The sequence below is a fragment of the Streptomyces sp. NPDC040718 genome, assembly GCF_055593565.1.
Map to the genome: position 1 here is coordinate 85,779 of NZ_JBVIXO010000002.1, position 17,599 is coordinate 103,377.

A 17,599-nucleotide genomic window follows, 5' to 3' on the forward strand; every position below is an offset into this window, starting at 1 on the left:
TTAGCTGTGCTGTATGCACAATCACCTCACGGCAAGCGACACCATCGGCGATCAGGTGCGCCAGCACCGAGACCGCCTCAAGATGACCCGCGAGCGGCTCGCCGCCGAGTGCGCCCGTCTCGGCGCCAACGAGCTCACCTATGCGGCGCTCGTCAGCATCGAGTCGGGCCGACGAAAGCCCGATGGGCGCCGACGCCGTGAGGTGACGGTCGACGAGCTCCTCGTGCTCGGCCTCGCCCTCGCGGTCCCTCCCCTGCTGCTCGCCCTCCCCGTTGGGAGCGACGAGACCGTGCCCACGGTTCCGGCCGCCGACCCGCGCCCGCCGCACACCGTGTGGCGGTGGTGGACGGGCGAGGAGACGCCCACACTCTCGGGCCCGACCAACGGCCGGTACTACACCGAGCCCCGGTCAATCACCGAGAGCGGTCCGAGGTGGTCCGCCGCGTGGGCTCAAGCGGCGTACACCGCCTCCCTGTACCCCGAGTTCGAGCGCCGTCGGTTCGCCGTCGACAAGGCGCACCGACGCGCCATGAGGGCGGGCGACGAACCCGTGCGAGACAAGGAGCGTGCCACCGACACCCGACAGGACTACTTCGAACACCTTGAACAACTCGCCTACCACATCGACGAGATGACCCGAGCAGGTCTTACGGTCCCCCGCCTACCAGCGATTTGGATCGAGGACATGAAGGGGCTCGCCATGCTCGACAACCCCGACTCGGTAACACCGGAGGAAGACGACTAGATGAGCGGACAGATCACGAAGCGCTGCGGATGCCGCGACGCGGTAACCGACAAGCAGCTCGGCGCCGCCTGCCCCAAGCTCTCGCAGCGAACACACGGCATATTCAGCTTGGTTCTTGAGCTGCCAGTCCGAGAGGACGGCACCCGCCGGCGCTTCCGCCGCATGGGCTACAAGACCAAGACCGACGCGACGGCGGACATGACGGCGCTCGCCGCGCTGCTCGACATCGCCGACAGGAAGACCGACCCCGACGGGCGCCGCCGGATCGCCGACCTGCTCGAAACGGTCTCGGCGACTGGGGAGGACATCCCCGACTATGACGAGACCAAGAGGAGGTTCGCGACCGGGCAGTCACTGACCCAGCACATGACCGTCGCCGAGTGGCTCGACCTGTGGCTCGCCGGAAAGAAGGCGCTCCGCAAGAGCGGCGCGGACCGGTACGAGGTCGACCTGCGGTGCCACCTGAAACCCCGGATCGGGCACATCCGCCTCGACCGCCTCACGGTGCAGCACCTCGACGGCATGTTCGAAGGGATCGCCGAGACCAACGAGGAGATCCTCGAAGCGAACGTGATGCGGCGCACGGCCGTTGACGAGCTTAAAGCGATCCCGTGGAAGGGGCAGGAGAACCGCGCGCGACGGAAGGCGCTCAAAGCCGCCATCGAGGCTATGCCGCCATTCCGCCGGGTGACCAACCCCGCGACTCAGAAGCACATCCGCGACACCCTGCGCGCCGCTCTGAACGTCGCGATCGGGCGCGGGGCGGTCACCTTCAACCCCGCCTCATACGTCGAGCTGCCGACCGTACAGCGCCCCAAGGCGCTCGTCTGGACGGCCGAGCGGGTCGAGGAGTGGCTGCGGACGGGCGTCCGGCCCTCGGCGGTCATGGTCTGGACTCCCGAGCAGGCCGGGCAGTTCCTCGACTTCCTCGCGGACACGAAACAGCGCCTGTACGGCGTGTTCCACCTGATCACGTTCCGGGGCCTGCGCCGCGGCGAGGCGTGCGGCGTCCGCAAGGCCGACTATGCCCGTGCGTCCCGGCTGATGACCATCGCGACACAGCTCGTGCAGGACGGATGGGAGGTAAGGGAGAGCGCGCCGAAGACCAACGCAGGCGAGCGCGTGATCTCGATCGACGACTACACAGACGAGATTCTCGAAGCCGAGGGCGTGCGCCAGGACGTCGACCGGATCGCGTGGGGCGAGGCATGGGTCGAGTCGGGCCGGCTGTTCACCCGCGAAAACGGGGAGTGGATTCACCCGGGGTGGCTGACCGACCAGTTCGAGAAGCTCGTCGAGCTCGCTGGACTCCCGCCGATCCGACTGCACGACCTGCGACACGTCGCCGCCTCGCTCATGCTCGCCGCCGGCGTCGACATCAAGATCGTGTCCGAGACCCTCGGCCACAGTGAGACCCGTGTCACGCACGACATCTATCAGTCCGTCATGCCCAAGCAGGCGGCCGACGCCGCCGAGGCAACCGCCGCCATGGTGCCGCGTGGCGGGGCTCGTCGGCCCGCACCGGAACCCGATCCGGACCCGGCCGAGCCCACCGTCGAGCAGGCGGCGCAGTCGGTTCTCGATCAGCTCGTCGCGCAGATTGCTGGCGCGGCCGAGCAGGAAGGTCGCCCAGTGGAGGAGCTCGCGCGGTTGGCTCTGGCCCACCTCGCCGCGCGCACGGCCGAGGTTCCGGAACCGGATGGCCTCACGACGGCCTCACATGAGGGTGCGAAGATCATCGCGTTCCGCCCCCGCTTGGTCGGGGCATAAGAAAAACCCCAGGTCACGGCGAGTGAGTCCTAGGGTTCTTCTAGAGCCGCCTTCGGGATTCGAACCCGAGACCTACGCATTACGAGTGCGTTGCTCTGGCCAACTGAGCTAAGGCGGCACCGCTGGGAAGACAAGAATTCCCTCGGAGGGAGGCTCTCATCAGCAGCGGCGCCAAGTCTACAGGGTTAAACCCGGTGCCCCGAACCGGGGCGGCCGGGCGGGGTCAGCAGCGCTTGCCGTCCGCCGGGGGCTGGCCCTGGAGGAGGTAGCGGTTGATCGCCGTGTCGATGCATTCGCTGCCGCGGCCGTACGCGGTGTGGCCGTCCCCGTCGTACGTGAGGAGCGTGCCCGACTCCAGCTGGCCGGCCAGGGACTGGGCCCACTTGTACGGGGTCGCCGGGTCGCGGGTCGTGCCGACCACCACGATCGGGGCCGCGCCCGCCGCCTTCAGGGGCTTCGCCGCGCCCGTGGCCTTCACCGGCCAGTACGCGCAGTTCAGGGAGGCCCAGGCCAGCCCGGCGCCGAAGACCGGGGAGGCCTTCTCGAAGGAGGGCAGCGCGGCGTCCACCGCGTCGGGGCCGCTGAAGGCCGGCGGCTGGTCCAGGCAGTTCACGGCGGCGTTGGCGTACATGAGGTTCGCGTACGAGCCGTCCGCCTCGCGCTCGTAGTAGCTGTCGGCGAGGGCCAGCAGGCCGGCGCCGTCGCCGTCCATCGCGGCGGCCAGGGCCTCGCGCAGCTGCGGCCAGGCGCTCTCGTCGTACAGGGCCGCGATCACGCCCGTCGTCGCGAGGGCCTCGCCCAGCGGGCGGGCCGGGTCGCCCGACGGGACCGGCTGGGCGTCGACCTTGCGGAAGAACTCCTTCAGGCGCTGCGCCACCGCCTCCGGGCTCCCTTGGCCCAGCGGGCAGTCGGGCTGCTTCGCGCAGTCCTTCGCGAAGGAGCGGAAGGCGGTCTCGAAGCCCGCCGTCTGGTCGCGGTTCAGGTCGAGGGACGACCGGGTCGGGTCCATCGCGCCGTCCAGGACCAGCCGGCCCACACGGCCCGGGAAGAGGTCCGCGTACGTGGCGCCGAGGAAGGTGCCGTACGAGGCTCCGACGTAGTTCAGCTTCTCGTCGCCCAGGACCGCGCGGAGCATGTCCATGTCCCGGGCGGCGTCCACGGTGGAGACGTGCGGCAGGACCCGCTTCGAGCGGGTCTCGCAGCCCGCCGCGAACTCCTCGAACGCGGCCACCAGCTTCGCGCGCTCCGCCGGATCGTCCGGGGTCTGGTCCACCTGGGTGAAGCGGTCCATCGCCGGGCCGGTCAGGCACTCGACCGGGCTGCTGCGGGCCACCCCGCGCGGGTCGAAGGAGACCATGTCGTACTGGGCGCGCACGGCGGCCGGGTAGCCGATGCCCGCGTACGCCTGGAGGTAGCCGATGCCGGAACCGCCGGGGCCGCCCGGGTTGACCACCAGGGAGCCCAGCCGCTTGCCCGGCCCGGTGGCCGGCCGGCGGGCCACGGCGAGCTCGACGTCCTGCCCGGAGCCGGGATCCGCGTAGTCCAGCGGCGCCTTCATGGTGGAGCACTGGAAGCCGGGGACACCGCAGTCGCGCCAATTCAGCTTCTGGTCGTAGTACGGGCGCAGGGCGTCCGGGACGGTGGTGGGCTCGGCCGAGGCGGCCGGCTCCGGACCCCCGGAGGTGCATCCGGAGACCAGCAGCCCGGCGGCTGCGATCACGGTTCCGGCGGTACGCAGCAGGCGCCTGGTGTCCATGCCGCGAGCCTACGTGCTGGCGACGGGCCCCGTCCGGCGCGCGGGACCCGGGCGGTCGTCCCCCGACCGGGCACTGACCGGGCGCCCCGTACGGACGGGGCCCCCGCAGCGTCCCGCCGGGACCGCTCGTACGGGTGAACCGGGGTCGTGTACCGGCTCGCGGACGGTCAGCCCGCGCGGAGCGCCATCGTCATGGCCTCCACCGCGAGCAGCGGCGCCACGTTCCGGTCGAGGGCCTGCCGGCAGGCGATCACCGCCTCGATGCGCCGCAGCGTGCGCTCGGGGCCGGAGGCGCGGGCGATCCGGTCGAGGTCCGGCCGTATGTCCTCATTGGCGATGGCCACCGCCGAGCCGAGCTGGAGGGCCAGCACGTCCCGGTAGAAGCCGGTGAGGTCGGTCAGGGCGAGGTCGAGGCTGTCGCGCTGGGTCCTCGTGCGGCGGCGCTTCTGGCGGTCCTCCAGCTCCTTCATCACCCCGGCGGTGCCGCGGGGCAGCCGGCCGCCCGCGCCCGCTCCGGCGCCGAGCGCGGCCCTCAGCTCCTCGGTCTCCTTGGTGTCGACCTCCTCCGCGACCTGCTTGGCGTCCTCCGCGGCGGCGTCGACCAGCTCCTGCGCGGCCTTCAGGCAGCCGCCCACGTCGTCCACGCGGAGCGGGAGCCTGAGGACGGCGGCGCGGCGGGACCGGGCGGCCTCGTCGGTGGCGAGCCTGCGGGCCCGGTCGATGTGGCCCTGCGTCGCGCGGGCGGCGGCCGCCGCCGCGGCCGGCTCCACGCCGTCCCGGCGCACCAGGAGGTCGGCCACCGCCGCCACGGACGGGGTGGTCAGGGTCAGGTGCCGGCAGCGGGAGCGGATCGTGGGCAGCACGTCCTCCAGGGAGGGCGCGCACAGCAGCCACACCGTCCGCGGAGCGGGCTCCTCCACGGCCTTGAGGAGGACGTTGCCCGCGCCCTCGGTGAGCCGGTCGGCGTCTTCCAGGACGATGACCTGCCAGCGCCCCACGGCGGGCGAGAGCTGGGCCCGGCGGACCAGGTCGCGGGTCTCCTTCACGCCGATGGACAGCAGGTCGGTGCGTACGATCTCCACGTCGGCGTGGGTCCCGGCCATGGTGGTGTGGCAGCCGTCGCAGAATCCGCAGCCCGGTTCACCGCCGAGGGCGCGGTCCGGGCTGACGCACTGGAGGGCCGCCGCGAAGGCGCGGGCGGCGGTGGCCCGGCCGGAGCCGGGCGGGCCGGTGAACAGCCAGGCGTGGGTCATCTTGGACGCGGGCGGCGGCGGGGTCCCCTGCGCGGCGGCCGTGACGAGGGCGTCGGCGTCCCGGGCGGCGGCGGCCAGCTGCGTCTGCACGCGCTCCTGACCCACCAGGTCTTCCCACACGGGCATGCCGCCCACCGCCTTTCACTCTCCGTCGACACTGCCTGCTCACATTGTGGCGCCCGCCACTGACAATCCCCGCCCGCGGTCACTTTCCGTGAACCGCGCGCCCCGTCAGCGGCGGCGGCGCGGCCTGCCCCGCCCGTCGGCGTCGTCCTGGCCGTCCTCGTCGTCCGGGCGCGGGCCCAGCAGCTCGTCCGCCAGGGTCGGCAGGTCGTCCATCGGGGTCGCCTCCGCCCAGTCGGACGGGGCCCGGCGCTGCCGGCCGTCGTCGCCGACCACGGGGAGCTCGCGGGTCACGTCGTTCCCGGAGTCCCGGAAGATGCCCGGCGGCACCCGGTCCGCCGGGGCCTCCTGCGAGTGGGGGGCCGTCGGCCGCTCCGCCGGACGGGTACGCCCCGACGGGGCCGACCGGACCTGGTCCCCCGCGGGTCCATCAGGCCGCACGGGCGGCAGCACGGCCGTCTCGTCCACGGGACGCGGGGCGCGCGGGTCGATCTTGGGTACCGGAACGGTCTGGGTCACGTCGTCGGGCTGCACGAACCGCCGGACCACCGGGGTCTCGACCGTGACGGCCTCGTCCGGCAGCGGCTCCTTGCGCATCACGACCTTCGGCGCGGGCTCCTCGGACGCTGCGGCCGGAGCAGTGGCCGCCGAAGCCCTGGCGGCCGATGCGGCAGCCGCGGCGGCCGCCGACGCCTCCGCGAGCCGACGCGCCTCCTCCGCCCGCAGCAGGGCCTCCTCGGCACGCCGCTGCTTCTCCAGCCGCCGCTCGTCGGCCTCGGCACGCAGCCGGGCCTCCTCCGCTTCCTGGAGCCGGATCCGCTCCCGTTCGGCGGCGCGGGCCTTCTGCTCGGCCTCGGCACGCAGCCGCTCGGCCTCCGCCCGGGCCCGGGCCTCCTCCTCGGCGCGCAGCCGCTCCTCCTCCGCGCGGCGGGCCGCCTCGGCCTCGGCGCGCAGCCGGGCCTCCTCGGCCTCCCGGGCCAGGCGGGCCTCCTCCTCGGCGCGCAGCCGGGCTTCCTCCGCCTTGCGCGCGGCCTCTTCCTCGGCCTTGCGGCGGGCCTCCTCCTCCGCGAGCCTGCGGGCCTCGATCTGCGCGGCCACCTCGGCCTCGGAGAGCGGGAGCATCCGGTCCAGGCGGTGGCGTACGACGGTGGTCACCGAGCCGGGGTCCTGCCCGGCGTCGACCACGAGGTAGCGCCCGGGGTCGGCCGCGGCGAGCGTCAGGAACCCGGCCCGCACCCGCTGGTGGAACTCGGTCGGCTCGGACTCCAGCCGGTCCGGTGCCTCCGTGAACCGCTCCCGGGCGGTCTCCGGGGACACGTCGAGCAGCACGGTCAGGTTCGGCACGAGTCCGCCGGTGGCCCAGCGGGAGATACGGGCGATCTCGGTCGGGGACAGGTCGCGCCCGGCCCCCTGGTAGGCCACCGAGGAGTCGATGTAGCGGTCGGTGATGACCACCGCGCCGCGCTCCAGGGCGGGCCTGACCAGCGAGTCCACGTGCTCCGCGCGGTCGGCGGCGTACAGCAGGGCCTCGGCGCGGTTCGACAGCCCGGCGGAGGAGATGTCCAGCAGGATCGAGCGGAGCCGCTTGCCGACCGGGGTGGCACCCGGCTCGCGGGTCACGACGACCTCGTGGCCCTTGCCCCGTATCCAGTCGGCCAGGGCCTGCACCTGGGTGGACTTGCCGGCCCCGTCGCCGCCCTCCAGGGCGATGAAGAACCCGGTCGCGGGCGGGGCCTGTGCGGGCTCCCCGCCGCGCAGCGCCTCGCGCAGGTCGCGGCGCAGCGGCACGCCGCCCCGGTCGTCGGCCTTGGCCAGGACCACCGCCGCGACGGGCAGCAGCAGCGCGCCGGCCAGCATCAGTGCGTAGCCGGCGCCGCCGTACGAGTGGCCGACCTGCCCGCCGCCGAGGCGGTGCGGGCCGATCGCCGCGGCCAGCAGCGGGGCGGCGACCGCCCCGAGGGCGACCGCCACGCGGACCACGGCCTGGAGGTGCTCGGTGACCCTGGCCCGGCGGAACTCCTCGGTCTCCTGGTCGAGCAGGGTGTGCCCGGTGTTGGCCGCCACGCCCGCGGCGGTGCCCGCGAGCAGCGCCAGGAACAGCACGGTCGCCGTGTCGGAGACCAGCCCGGTCAGCAGCAGCGCCAGCCCGGCCACGGCCATGGCCAGGGCCAGCAGCCGGCGCCGGGACAGCCCGGGCAGCACCTTCCCGGCCTGTGTGGCGCGGATCCCCAGGGCGGTGCCGCCGACGAGGGCGAGCACCAGCAGGGCGTACGCGGCCGGGCCGCCGCCCAGGTCGAAGGCGTGCAGCACGGAGACGGACGCGGCGAAGGCGACCGCTCCGGCGACGGCGGCGCAGGCCGCCACGAGCAGCCGGACCGCGCCCGTACGGCCCTTCTCGGGCCGGTCGCCCGCCCTGGGGGCCCGCAGGCCCTCCAGCGGGGAACGCGGCCTCGGGGTCTTCACGGCCGGCAGCGTCAGCGGGACGAGCAGCGAGACGGACGCGGCGAACAGGCCGGCGGCCACGTACGAGCCCAGCGCCGCCTGGTTCGCGGCGAACCAGTCCACGCCCAGGCCCAGCGCCCGCCCTATCAGCGTCGCGGCGAGCAGCGCGGCGGCCGCCACGGGCATCGCCGCGAAGGCGGTGCGCAGCGAGAGCCGCCGCAGGGCGTCGAGGTGGTCGGGGAGGGGCCGTACGGTCGCCCCCTCCGGCGGCGGCGCCGGCAGCAGCGCGGGCGCGGCGCTCTCCTTGGCCAGCGTCCACACCCGCTCGGCGGCGCCGGAGACGAACACGGTGGCCAGCAGCGCGGTCGTGGCGTGCGCCGGGATCCAGTCGAGCCACAGCGGGGCGACGACGAACAGCCCGATCCGCAGCGCGTCGGCGGCGACCATCGTCCAGCGGCGGTCCAGCTTGCCGCCGGGGGCCGTGAGCTGGGCCAGCGGCCCGAGCAGGACCGCGCCGAACAGGACGGTGGCGAGGACGCGCACCGCGAAGACGGAGGCGACGGCGAAGGCCGCGCCCCGGTAGCCGCCGCCGAACAGGCCCTCGGGGCCGGCGGTGACGGCCGCCTGGAGGGTCAGCAGCACCAGGACCAGCAGGGCGAGGGCGTCGCCGATGCCGCTCACCAGCTGGGCGCTCCACAGCCGGCGCAGCCCGGGTGTGCGCAGCAGGGCGCGCACCGCTCGCTCGCGGGAGTCCGCGGCCAGGGCTTCGTCGTAGGTGGGCTTCTCGGAGTCGGTCACGACCGTCGGCTGCTCGGCTCGCGTCATCCGCCCAGCCTATCCGCTGCGCTTGGCCGTTGCGGGGGCCTGTGGACGACGCCGGGTGTGACCCGGCACCCACCTTCCGGGCTGCGCCCCGGGCCCGCGGGGTGGGCCGCTGTGCGGTGCGGGATCCCCTACCCGCCCTTCCACCGTTCCCAGGGGCTCCGCCCCTGGCCCCGTTGCGCTCAAACTCCCCCTGCTACCGCTGGGAGGTGCCCCCAGCGCGGGCCGGAATCTTCGCTGCGTGAGATCCAGCCCCGCCGGCGTCTGAGGCGCGGGGGTCCGGGGGCGGGGCGGGGAGCAGTCCGCGCAGCGGTGTCCCCGGCCCCGACCCCAGAGCCGTCGGCTACTCGTCCGCCGGGGCGGACGCGGCGGCCTTCTTCGCCGCCGCCGTCGTCTTCTTCGCAGCCGTCGTCTTCTTGGCGGCCGCCGTCGTCTTCTTCGCCGCGGCGGTCTTCGTCGCGGCGGCCTTCTTCGCCGGGGCCTTCTTGGCCGGCGCCTTCTTCGCGGGTGCCTTCTTCGCGGTCTTCTTCGCCGGCCCCTTGGCCCGCTTCTCCGCGAGCAGCTCGTAGCCCCGCTCCGGCGTGATCGTCTCGACGTCGTCGTCCCGCCGCAGCGTCGCGTTCGTCTCGCCGTCCGTCACGTACGGCCCGAAGCGGCCGTCCTTGACCACCACCGGCTTCTCGCTCACCGGGTCGGTGCCCAGCTCCTTCAGCGGCGGCTTGGCCGCGGCCCGGCCCCGCTGCTTCGGCTGCGCGTAGATCGCCAGGGCCTCGTCCAGGGTGATCGAGAACAGCTGGTCCTCGGTCTCCAGGGAGCGCGAGTCCGTGCCCTTCTTCAGGTACGGGCCGTAGCGGCCGTTCTGGGCCGTGATCTCCACGCCCTCCGCGTCGGCGCCGACCACGCGCGGCAGCGACATCAGCCTGAGGGCGTCCTCCAGGGTGACCGTGTCCAGGGACATCGACTTGAAGAGCGAGGCCGTCCGCGGCTTGACCGCGTTCTTGCCGGTCTTCGGCGTGCCCTCGGGCAGGATCTCCGTCACGTACGGCCCGTAGCGGCCGTCCTTGGCGACGATCTGGTTGCCGCTCACCGGGTCGGCGCCCAGCTCGAACTCGCCGCTCGGCTTCGCGAACAGCTCCTGCGCGTACTCGACCGTCAGCTCGTCCGGAGCCAGGTCGTCCGGCACGTCGGCCCGCTGGTGGCCCTCCGCGTCCTTCTCGCCCCGCTCCACGTACGGCCCGTAGCGGCCGACGCGCAGCACGATGCCGTCGCCGACCGGGAAGGAGGAGATCTCCCGGGCGTCGATCGCGCCGAGGTCCGTGACCAGCTCCTTCAGGCCGCCGAGGTGGTCGCCGTCGGCCGGTACGACCTCCGAGGCGTCCTCCGAGCCGAAGTAGAACCGCTTCAGCCACGGCACGGACTGGGCCTCGCCCCGCGCGATGCGGTCGAGGTCGTCCTCCATCTTGGCGGTGAAGTCGTAGTCGACGAGCCGGCCGAAGTGCGTCTCCAGCAGGTTCACCACGGCGAACGACAGGAAGGACGGCACGAGGGCCGTGCCCTTCTTGAAGACGTAGCCGCGGTCGAGGATCGTGCCGATGATCGACGCGTACGTCGACGGGCGGCCGATCTCCCGCTCTTCCAGCTCCTTGACCAGCGAGGCCTCGGTGTAGCGGGCCGGCGGCTTGGTGGAGTGGCCGTCGGCCGTGATCTCCTCGGCCGTCAGCGCGTCGCCCTCGGCGACCTGCGGCAGCCGCCGCTCGCGGTCGTCGAGCTCGGCGTTCGGGTCGTCCGCGCCCTCGACGTACGCCTTCATGAAGCCGTGGAAGGTGATCGTCTTGCCGGAGGCGCTGAACTCGGCGTCCCGCCCGTCCGACGCCCGGCCGCCGATCTTCACGGTCACCGAGTTGCCGGTCGCGTCCTTCATCTGGGAGGCGACGGTCCGCTTCCAGATGAGCTCGTACAGGCGGAACTGGTCGCCGGTCAGGCCCGTCTCGGCGGGGGTGCGGAAACGATCACCCGAAGGCCGGATCGCCTCGTGCGCCTCTTGGGCGTTCTTGACCTTGCCCGCGTAGACGCGCGGCTTCTCCGGCAGGTAGTCGGCGCCGTAGAGCTGGGTGACCTGCGCCCGCGCCGCCGACACCGCGGTGTCGGAGAGCGTGGTGGAGTCCGTACGCATGTAGGTGATGAAGCCGTTCTCGTACAGCTTCTGCGCCACCTGCATCGTCGCCTTCGCACCGAAGCCCAGCTTGCGCGAGGCCTCCTGCTGGAGCGTCGTCGTGCGGAAGGGGGCGTACGGGGAGCGGCGGTACGGCTTGGACTCGACCGAACGGACGGCGAACGAGGTCTCGGCCAGCGCGGCGGCCAGCGCCCGGGCGTTCGCCTCGTCGAGGTGCAGCACCTCGCTCTTGAGCTGCCCGTTCGCGCCGAAGTCACGGCCCTGCGCGACGCGCTTGCCGTCCACCGTGTTCAGGCGGGCGACCAGGGTCGACGGGTCGGAGGCGTCACCGGCGCGGCCGGTGGAGAAGGTGCCGGTCAGGTCCCAGTACTCGGCGGAGCGGAAGGCGATGCGCTCGCGCTCGCGCTCGACGACGAGGCGGGTGGCGACGGACTGGACGCGGCCGGCCGACAGGCGCGGCATGACCTTCTTCCACAGGACCGGCGAGACCTCGTAACCGTAGAGGCGGTCGAGGATGCGGCGGGTCTCCTGGGCGTCGACCATCCGCTGGTTCAGCTCGCGCGGGTTGGCGACGGCGTCGCGGATCGCGTCCTTGGTGATCTCGTGGAAGACCATCCGGTGGACGGGGACCTTGGGCTTGAGGACTTCCTGGAGGTGCCACGCGATGGCTTCGCCCTCGCGGTCCTCATCGGTGGCGAGGAAGAGTTCGTCGGACTCGGCGAGCAGGTCCTTGAGCTTCCTGACCTGCGCCTTCTTGTCCGCGTTGACCACGTAGATCGGTGCGAAGTCGTGCTCGACGTCCACGCCGAGACGGCGGACCTCGCCGGTGTACTTGTCGGGGACCTCGGCCGCGCCGTTCGGGAGGTCGCGGATGTGCCCGACGCTCGCCTCGACGACGTATCCCGGGCCGAGGTAGCCCTTGATCGTCTTCGCCTTGGCAGGGGACTCGACGATGACGAGTCGGCGGCCGCCCTTTGCGGTCTCGCTAGTCGGGGACAACTTGGCTCTTCTCTCCGGTCGGCACGGTCGGCACTCGGTCGCGGTACGACGACGCTGCGGAGTGTGACGGTACAACCCGCCCCCGTGTCAAACGGCACAAGCCCGCAACGGCCACTCGAACGGTAACCCGACAAGTGCCATTTCTGCCGCCCGGATGCCGCGCCGGGGCCCTCCCGGTCACCGGGCAGGGTGGCTCGGGGGCCGTCTGGCCCCGCACCCGCACCGGTCGCGACGTCGGGTTTCACACCCTGGTGGAGAACGTCGGCGGTGTCCGCTTCAGAAGCGCTGGAGGCACCAGGCGCCGAGGGCCAGCGAGCCCGCGCCGGCCAGTACGGCCAGCGGTACGGCCACGACGGGGCGCACGCCTTCGGCCACCGGCGCCCGGTGCCTGGCGCGCGCCCCCGTCCAGACCAGCAGAGCGGCTCCGAACAGCAGGAACACGGCTGCCGCGAAGATCGCCGGACCGCGTTCCATGCCGTTCCCCTTTCCCCCGGGCCGCTCGGGGATCCCCCCGGATCCCCCGCTGCCCGGGAGCCTGCCACCCGAGGGGGTACAGCAGGCGAACCCCGGGTTACATCACGGCGCCGACAGCCGCCGGCTACTGGGCGGGGCCCTGCACCGGCTCCAGGAACCCCTGCTCGACCAGCATCCGGATCGCCTCCGGGGTCCGGTCCCGCAGGACGACCGGATCCTCTTCCACCAGCTGAGCGATCGCGTCCAGGATCCGGCCCGCGCTGAGTGAGCCGTCACACACTCCGGCGAAGCCGGCGCCGACCGTGTCCACCTTGGTGGCGCGGCGCATCCCCCGGTTCTGCCGGAGCACCACGTGCTCCGGATCCTCCGCGCCCGGCGCGCCGACCTGCTCCTGGACGACCTCCGCGGTCAGCTGGAAGTACCCCGCCAACAGGGCCGCGTCGTCGTGGTCGCGCAGGTAGTCCTGGCGGGCGAAGTGCGCGAGGACCGCCTCGCCGAGCGGCTGCTCCACCGAGTGCGGCCACTCCTCGACCACGATCGAGGGCTCGGCCGCGTCGGTACGGCGCAGGGTGATCCAGCCGAAGCCGACGGCCTTGGTCTTGCGGGCGTCGAACTCGTCGAGCCAGTCCTCGTACCTCGCCGCGTACTCGGCCGGATCCGTGCGGTGGTCGCCCGCGTCGCGCAGCCACAGCTCCGCGTACTGCGTCACGTCCTGCACGTCACGCTGCACGATCCAGGCGTCGCAGCCGCGCGGCACCCAGGAGCGGACCCGATCGCGCCAGTCCTCCCCCTCCACGTGCTGCCAGTTGCCGAGGAACTGCGCGTACCCGCCCGGGTTGAGGTGGGCCCCCGCCTGCTGGACCAGCGTCCGGCACAGGTCGTCGCCGCCCATGCCGCCGTCCCGGTACGTGAGCCGGGCGCCGGGCGAGATCACGAAGGGCGGGTTCGACACGATCAGGTCGTACGCGGTGTCGCCCACGGGTTCGAACAGCGAGCCCGCCAGCAGTTCGGCCTCCGGCGCCCCGGAGAGGGCCAGCGTCAGACGGGTGAACTCCAGGGCGCGCGGGTTGACGTCGGTCGCCGTGACCCGGGTGGCGTGCTGGGCGGCGTGCAGCGCCTGGATCCCGGATCCGGTGCCGAGGTCGAGGGCCGAGCCGACGGGAACGGGCACGGTGATTCCGGCCAGGGTCGTGGAGGCGCCCCCGACGCCGAGCACCACGCCCTCCTCTCGGCTGCCGATCCCGCCGGCGCCGCCGACGGCGCAGCCGAGGTCCGAGACGATGAACCAGTCCTCGCCGTCGGGGCCGCCGTACGGGCGTACGTCGACGGTCGCGTGCACCTCGTCGCCCTCCCAGCGCAGCCAGCCGTCGGCGATGGCGGCCTCGACGGGCAGCGCGGCGGCCGCGTGCACGTACGGCTCGGGCTGCTGGAGCAGGAACAGCCGGATCAGGCTCGCGAGCGCGTCGTCGCCCGCGACGCGGGTGGCGCGCAGGGCGGGGACCGTCTCGCTGCGGGCCAGCGCGGCGTAGGCGGGGGCGCCGAGCAGGTCGAGCAGTCCGTCGGCGGTGAACCCCGCGGCGAGGAACGCCTCGCGGAGCTCGGCGGCGTGGTCGGGCGTGGGAAGGCTGGTGGTACTCACCCGACCATTGTGGCCGCTGGGGCCGACATTCCGTACGAGCCCCGGCGCGCGACGGGCGGCCGGATCCGATCGGGATCCCGGCCGCCCGGACCGGGCGGGGCGCGGGGCGCTTGGAACGCGGAGGTCAGTCCTCCTAGGGCGCCGTGACCTGGCAGCCCTTCTGGCTGTAGATCACCTTCAGGCCGGTCGAGTTGAGCTTCTCCTTGGCCGCCGTCTCGTTGGCCGCGACCTCGGTGAGTCCGCCGGCGATCCCCTGGAGGCCCTCCGCGAACTTGCTCTGGTCCTTCGGGTCGAGCCCGTCGATCTTCGTCTTGAGATCGGTGTAGCTCTTGGAGATCTCCCCGTAGCTCTTGACCACGGAATCCGCCGCGGCCTTGCCGTCCTTGACGGGTGGTTCACCCTCCGCCGTCAGGGTGCCGCCCATGCTCTTGTAGGCGTCGGAGAGGGTCTGGAAGGCGGCAGAGTCGGTCTTCTGCACCTCCTCGGGCTTGCTGCTCGTGGAGGCGACGCGCTTCAGCTCGTCGTTGGTCGTCTTGATCTTGGTGAGCTCTGGCTCCCACTTGTCGCAGACCTTCTTGGCCCAGGCGTCGGCCTTCTTGTCGCCGTCGTCCCCGCCGTCGCCGCAGCCGGACAGGACGAGCATCAGTACCGCACCGCCGGACACCGCGGCCGCAAGCTTCTTGTTCACCGGATTGGTCCCTTCGAAGGCTCTCGGCCGGAAGATACACGCCCGCCATCAGCGCACGCACAAAGGCGGACAGACGACGCGTCAGTCCGCGCCGCCCGTCCGCCGTTCGGGCGCATCTTCGAGCCGGTCGGTCCGCGGGGGCCGCGGGAGCCGGGCTCAGGGGCCCTGGAGCGTCAGGAGACCACCGCCGGATCGGCCGGCTGGGCCACCCGCTCCGCGTTCGTGCTCCCGCCGTCCTCGCCGACGGCGATGCCGCGGCGCTTGGAGACGTACACCGCGCCGACGATCACCGTGAGCGCGACCACCGCGACGACGGCCCGCACGGCCGCGCTGGTGTCCGGGCCGTAGCTGAACTGCACGACCGCGGGGGCGATCAGCAGGGCCACCAGGTTCATGACCTTCAGCAGCGGGTTGATGGCCGGTCCGGCGGTGTCCTTGAACGGGTCCCCGACGGTGTCGCCGATGACGACCGCGGCGTGGGCCTCGCTGCCCTTGCCGCCGTGGTGGCCGTCCTCGACCAGCTTCTTCGCGTTGTCCCACGCACCCCCGGAGTTGGCGAGGAAGACCGCCATCAGGGTGCCGGTGCCGATGGCACCCGCCAGGAAGGAGCCGAGCGCGCCGACGCCGAGGGTGAAGCCGACCGCGATCGGGGTGAGCACGGCGAGCAGGCCGGGCGTGGCGAGCTCCCGCAGCGCGTCCTTGGTGCAGATGTCGACCACGCGGCCGTACTCGGGCTTCTCCGAGTAGTCCATGATCCCCGGGTGCTCGCGGAACTGGCGGCGCACCTCGTAGACGACGGCCCCCGCGGAGCGGGACACGGCGTTGATGGCCAGGCCCGAGAACAGGAACACCACCGCCGCGCCCAGGATCAGGCCGACCAGGTTGTTGGGCTGGGCGATGTCGAGGCTGAGGTTCATCTCCCCGGCCTTGGCGCCGACTTCCTTGACCGCGCCCGTGATGGCGTCGTTGTACGAGCCGAAGAGCGCGGCGGCGGCCAGGACGGCGGTGGCGATGGCGATGCCCTTGGTGATGGCCTTGGTGGTGTTGCCGACCGCGTCCAGGTCGGTGAGGACCTGGGCTCCGGCGCCCTCGACGTCGCCGGACATCTCGGCGATGCCCTGGGCGTTGTCGGAGACGGGGCCGAAGGTGTCCATCGCGACGATGACGCCGACGGTGGTCAGCAGGCCGGTGCCGGCCAGGGCGACCGCGAACAGCGCCAGCATGATCGACGTGCCGCCGAGCAGGAAGGCCCCGTAGACCCCGAGGCCGATGAGGAGCGCCGTGTAGACGGCGGACTCCAGGCCGACGGAGATGCCCGCGAGGATCACGGTGGCGGGACCGGTCAGCGAGGACTTGCCGATGTCCCGGACGGGACGGCGGTTGGTCTCGGTGAAGTAGCCCGTCAGCTGCTGGATCAGGGCCGCGAGCACGATGCCGATGGCGACGGCGACCACGGCGAGGATGCGCGGGTCCCCGGCGTGGTTGGAGATCGCGGCGTCCTCGACGCCGACGAGCTCCTTGTAGGTGGCCGGCAGGTAGCTGTAGACCGCGATCGCGACGAGCACGAGGGAGATCACGGCGGAGATGAAGAAGCCGCGGTTGATCGCGGTCATGCCACTGCGGTCGGACCGGCGCGGCGCGACCGCGAAGATGCCGATCATGGCGGTGATCACACCGATGGCGGGCACGATCAGCGGGAAGGCCAGGCCCAGGTCGCCGAAGGCGGCCTTGCCGAGGATGAGCGCGGCCACGAGGGTGACGGCGTAGGACTCGAAGAGGTCGGCCGCCATCCCCGCGCAGTCGCCGACGTTGTCGCCCACATTGTCGGCGATGGTCGCGGCATTGCGCGGATCGTCCTCCGGAATGCCCTGCTCGACCTTGCCGACCAGGTCGGCGCCGACGTCGGCGGCCTTGGTGAAGATGCCGCCGCCCACGCGCATGAACATCGCGATCAGGGCGGCGCCGAGGCCGAAGCCCTCCAGGACCTTGGGGGCGTCGGCGGCGTAGACCAGGACGACGCAGGAGGCGCCGAGCAGGCCCAGGCCGACCGTGAACATGCCGACGACGCCACCGGTGCGGAAGGCGATCTTCATGGCCTTGTGGGCCACGTCGGTCAGGTCCTTGGCGGGTTCGCCCTCGGCGGGGGTGGCCTCGCGGGCGGCCGCGGCGACGCGGACGTTGGCGCGGACCGCGAGGCGCATGCCGATGTAGCCGGTGGCGGCCGAGAAGATGGCGCCGACGAGGAAGAAGGCGGAACGTCCCGCCCGCTGCGTCCAGTCGTCGGCGGGGAGCAGGAAGAGCAGGAAGAAGACCACCACGGCGAAGATGCCGAGGGTGCGCAACTGGCGGCCGAGATAGGCGTTGGCGCCTTCCTGGACGGCTGCCGCGATCTTCTTCATGCTGTCGGTGCCCTCATCGGCGGCGAGGACCTGGCGGACCAGGATCTGCGCGACGACGAGCGCGGCCAGCGCGACTCCCGCGATGACGAACACGATGACGCGGTTGTCATCGGTGAGTACTGCGGCTGCCAGATCATGGGCGCGATCCGGAGCGATGGGGGTGAAGAGCCCCGTCATTCGTCCTCCTTGACGTGATGAGCTCAAGATGTGGACGGATTGTAGGGAGCGCGACCTGATCAAAACAGTGCGCGTGAAACGGAATTGGCGCGCTCTTGCTCCTCAGCAATAGATCACGTCACTCCATTACCCCCGAAAG

The 17,599-nt window shown here is 72.6% G+C and carries 10 protein-coding genes and 1 tRNA gene; 2 read left to right on the forward strand and 9 right to left on the reverse strand.

Features of this window, described 5'->3' with window-relative positions; all coding sequences use genetic code 11:
• Window positions 1–13 precede the first annotated feature (13 nt).
• Together ACZ597_RS05660 and ACZ597_RS05665 are read left to right on the forward strand one after the other, a co-directional pair.
• Complete coding sequence (locus ACZ597_RS05660; protein WP_471325405.1) at window positions 14–745, forward strand: hypothetical protein; 732 nt, start codon at window positions 14–16, stop codon at window positions 743–745.
• On the forward strand, window positions 746–2,515 hold the full coding sequence (locus ACZ597_RS05665) for a tyrosine-type recombinase/integrase (RefSeq protein WP_471325408.1): 1,770 nt from the start codon (window positions 746–748) through the stop codon (window positions 2,513–2,515). It begins immediately after the preceding gene.
• Between the two features lie 44 nt (window positions 2,516–2,559).
• Here the strand turns inward: ACZ597_RS05665 and ACZ597_RS05670 are convergent.
• The 9 genes from ACZ597_RS05670 to ACZ597_RS05710 all read right to left on the reverse strand — a co-directional run bounded on the left by ACZ597_RS05670 (window position 2,560) and on the right by ACZ597_RS05710 (window position 17,460).
• Window positions 2,560–2,633 (reverse strand) — tRNA-Thr (locus ACZ597_RS05670).
• 105 nt (window positions 2,634–2,738) lie between these two features.
• Window positions 2,739–4,271: an alpha/beta hydrolase gene (locus ACZ597_RS05675; protein ID WP_471325411.1), complete on the reverse strand. Its 1,533-nt coding sequence runs from the start codon at window positions 4,269–4,271 to the stop codon at window positions 2,739–2,741.
• A gap of 167 nt (window positions 4,272–4,438) precedes the next feature.
• Complete coding sequence (locus tag ACZ597_RS05680) at window positions 4,439–5,650, reverse strand: DNA polymerase III subunit delta' (RefSeq protein ID WP_471325414.1); 1,212 nt, start codon at window positions 5,648–5,650, stop codon at window positions 4,439–4,441.
• A gap of 105 nt (window positions 5,651–5,755) precedes the next feature.
• Complete coding sequence (gene tmk / locus ACZ597_RS05685) at window positions 5,756–8,914, reverse strand: dTMP kinase (RefSeq protein ID WP_471325416.1); 3,159 nt, start codon at window positions 8,912–8,914, stop codon at window positions 5,756–5,758.
• Window positions 8,915–9,254: 340 nt separating this feature from the next.
• Window positions 9,255–12,083 carry a type I DNA topoisomerase gene (topA, locus tag ACZ597_RS05690; RefSeq protein ID WP_471325419.1) on the reverse strand — a complete coding sequence of 943 codons (2,829 nt, stop codon included), beginning with the start codon at window positions 12,081–12,083 and terminating at the stop codon, window positions 9,255–9,257.
• A 276-nt stretch (window positions 12,084–12,359) separates the two neighbouring features.
• Window positions 12,360–12,557 (reverse strand): hypothetical protein, encoded by a 198-nt coding sequence (locus ACZ597_RS05695; RefSeq protein ID WP_471325421.1) that lies wholly within the window; start codon window positions 12,555–12,557, stop codon window positions 12,360–12,362.
• Window positions 12,558–12,681: 124 nt separating this feature from the next.
• Window positions 12,682–14,196, reverse strand: coding sequence for a DUF7059 domain-containing protein (locus ACZ597_RS05700; protein WP_471325424.1), 1,515 nt, complete (start codon window positions 14,194–14,196; stop codon window positions 12,682–12,684).
• Window positions 14,197–14,329: 133 nt separating this feature from the next.
• Window positions 14,330–14,884 carry a small secreted protein gene (locus ACZ597_RS05705; protein ID WP_471325426.1) on the reverse strand — a complete coding sequence of 185 codons (555 nt, stop codon included), beginning with the start codon at window positions 14,882–14,884 and terminating at the stop codon, window positions 14,330–14,332.
• 173 nt (window positions 14,885–15,057) lie between these two features.
• Window positions 15,058–17,460, reverse strand: coding sequence for a sodium-translocating pyrophosphatase (locus tag ACZ597_RS05710; RefSeq protein ID WP_471325428.1), 2,403 nt, complete (start codon window positions 17,458–17,460; stop codon window positions 15,058–15,060).
• Window positions 17,461–17,599 lie beyond the last annotated feature (139 nt).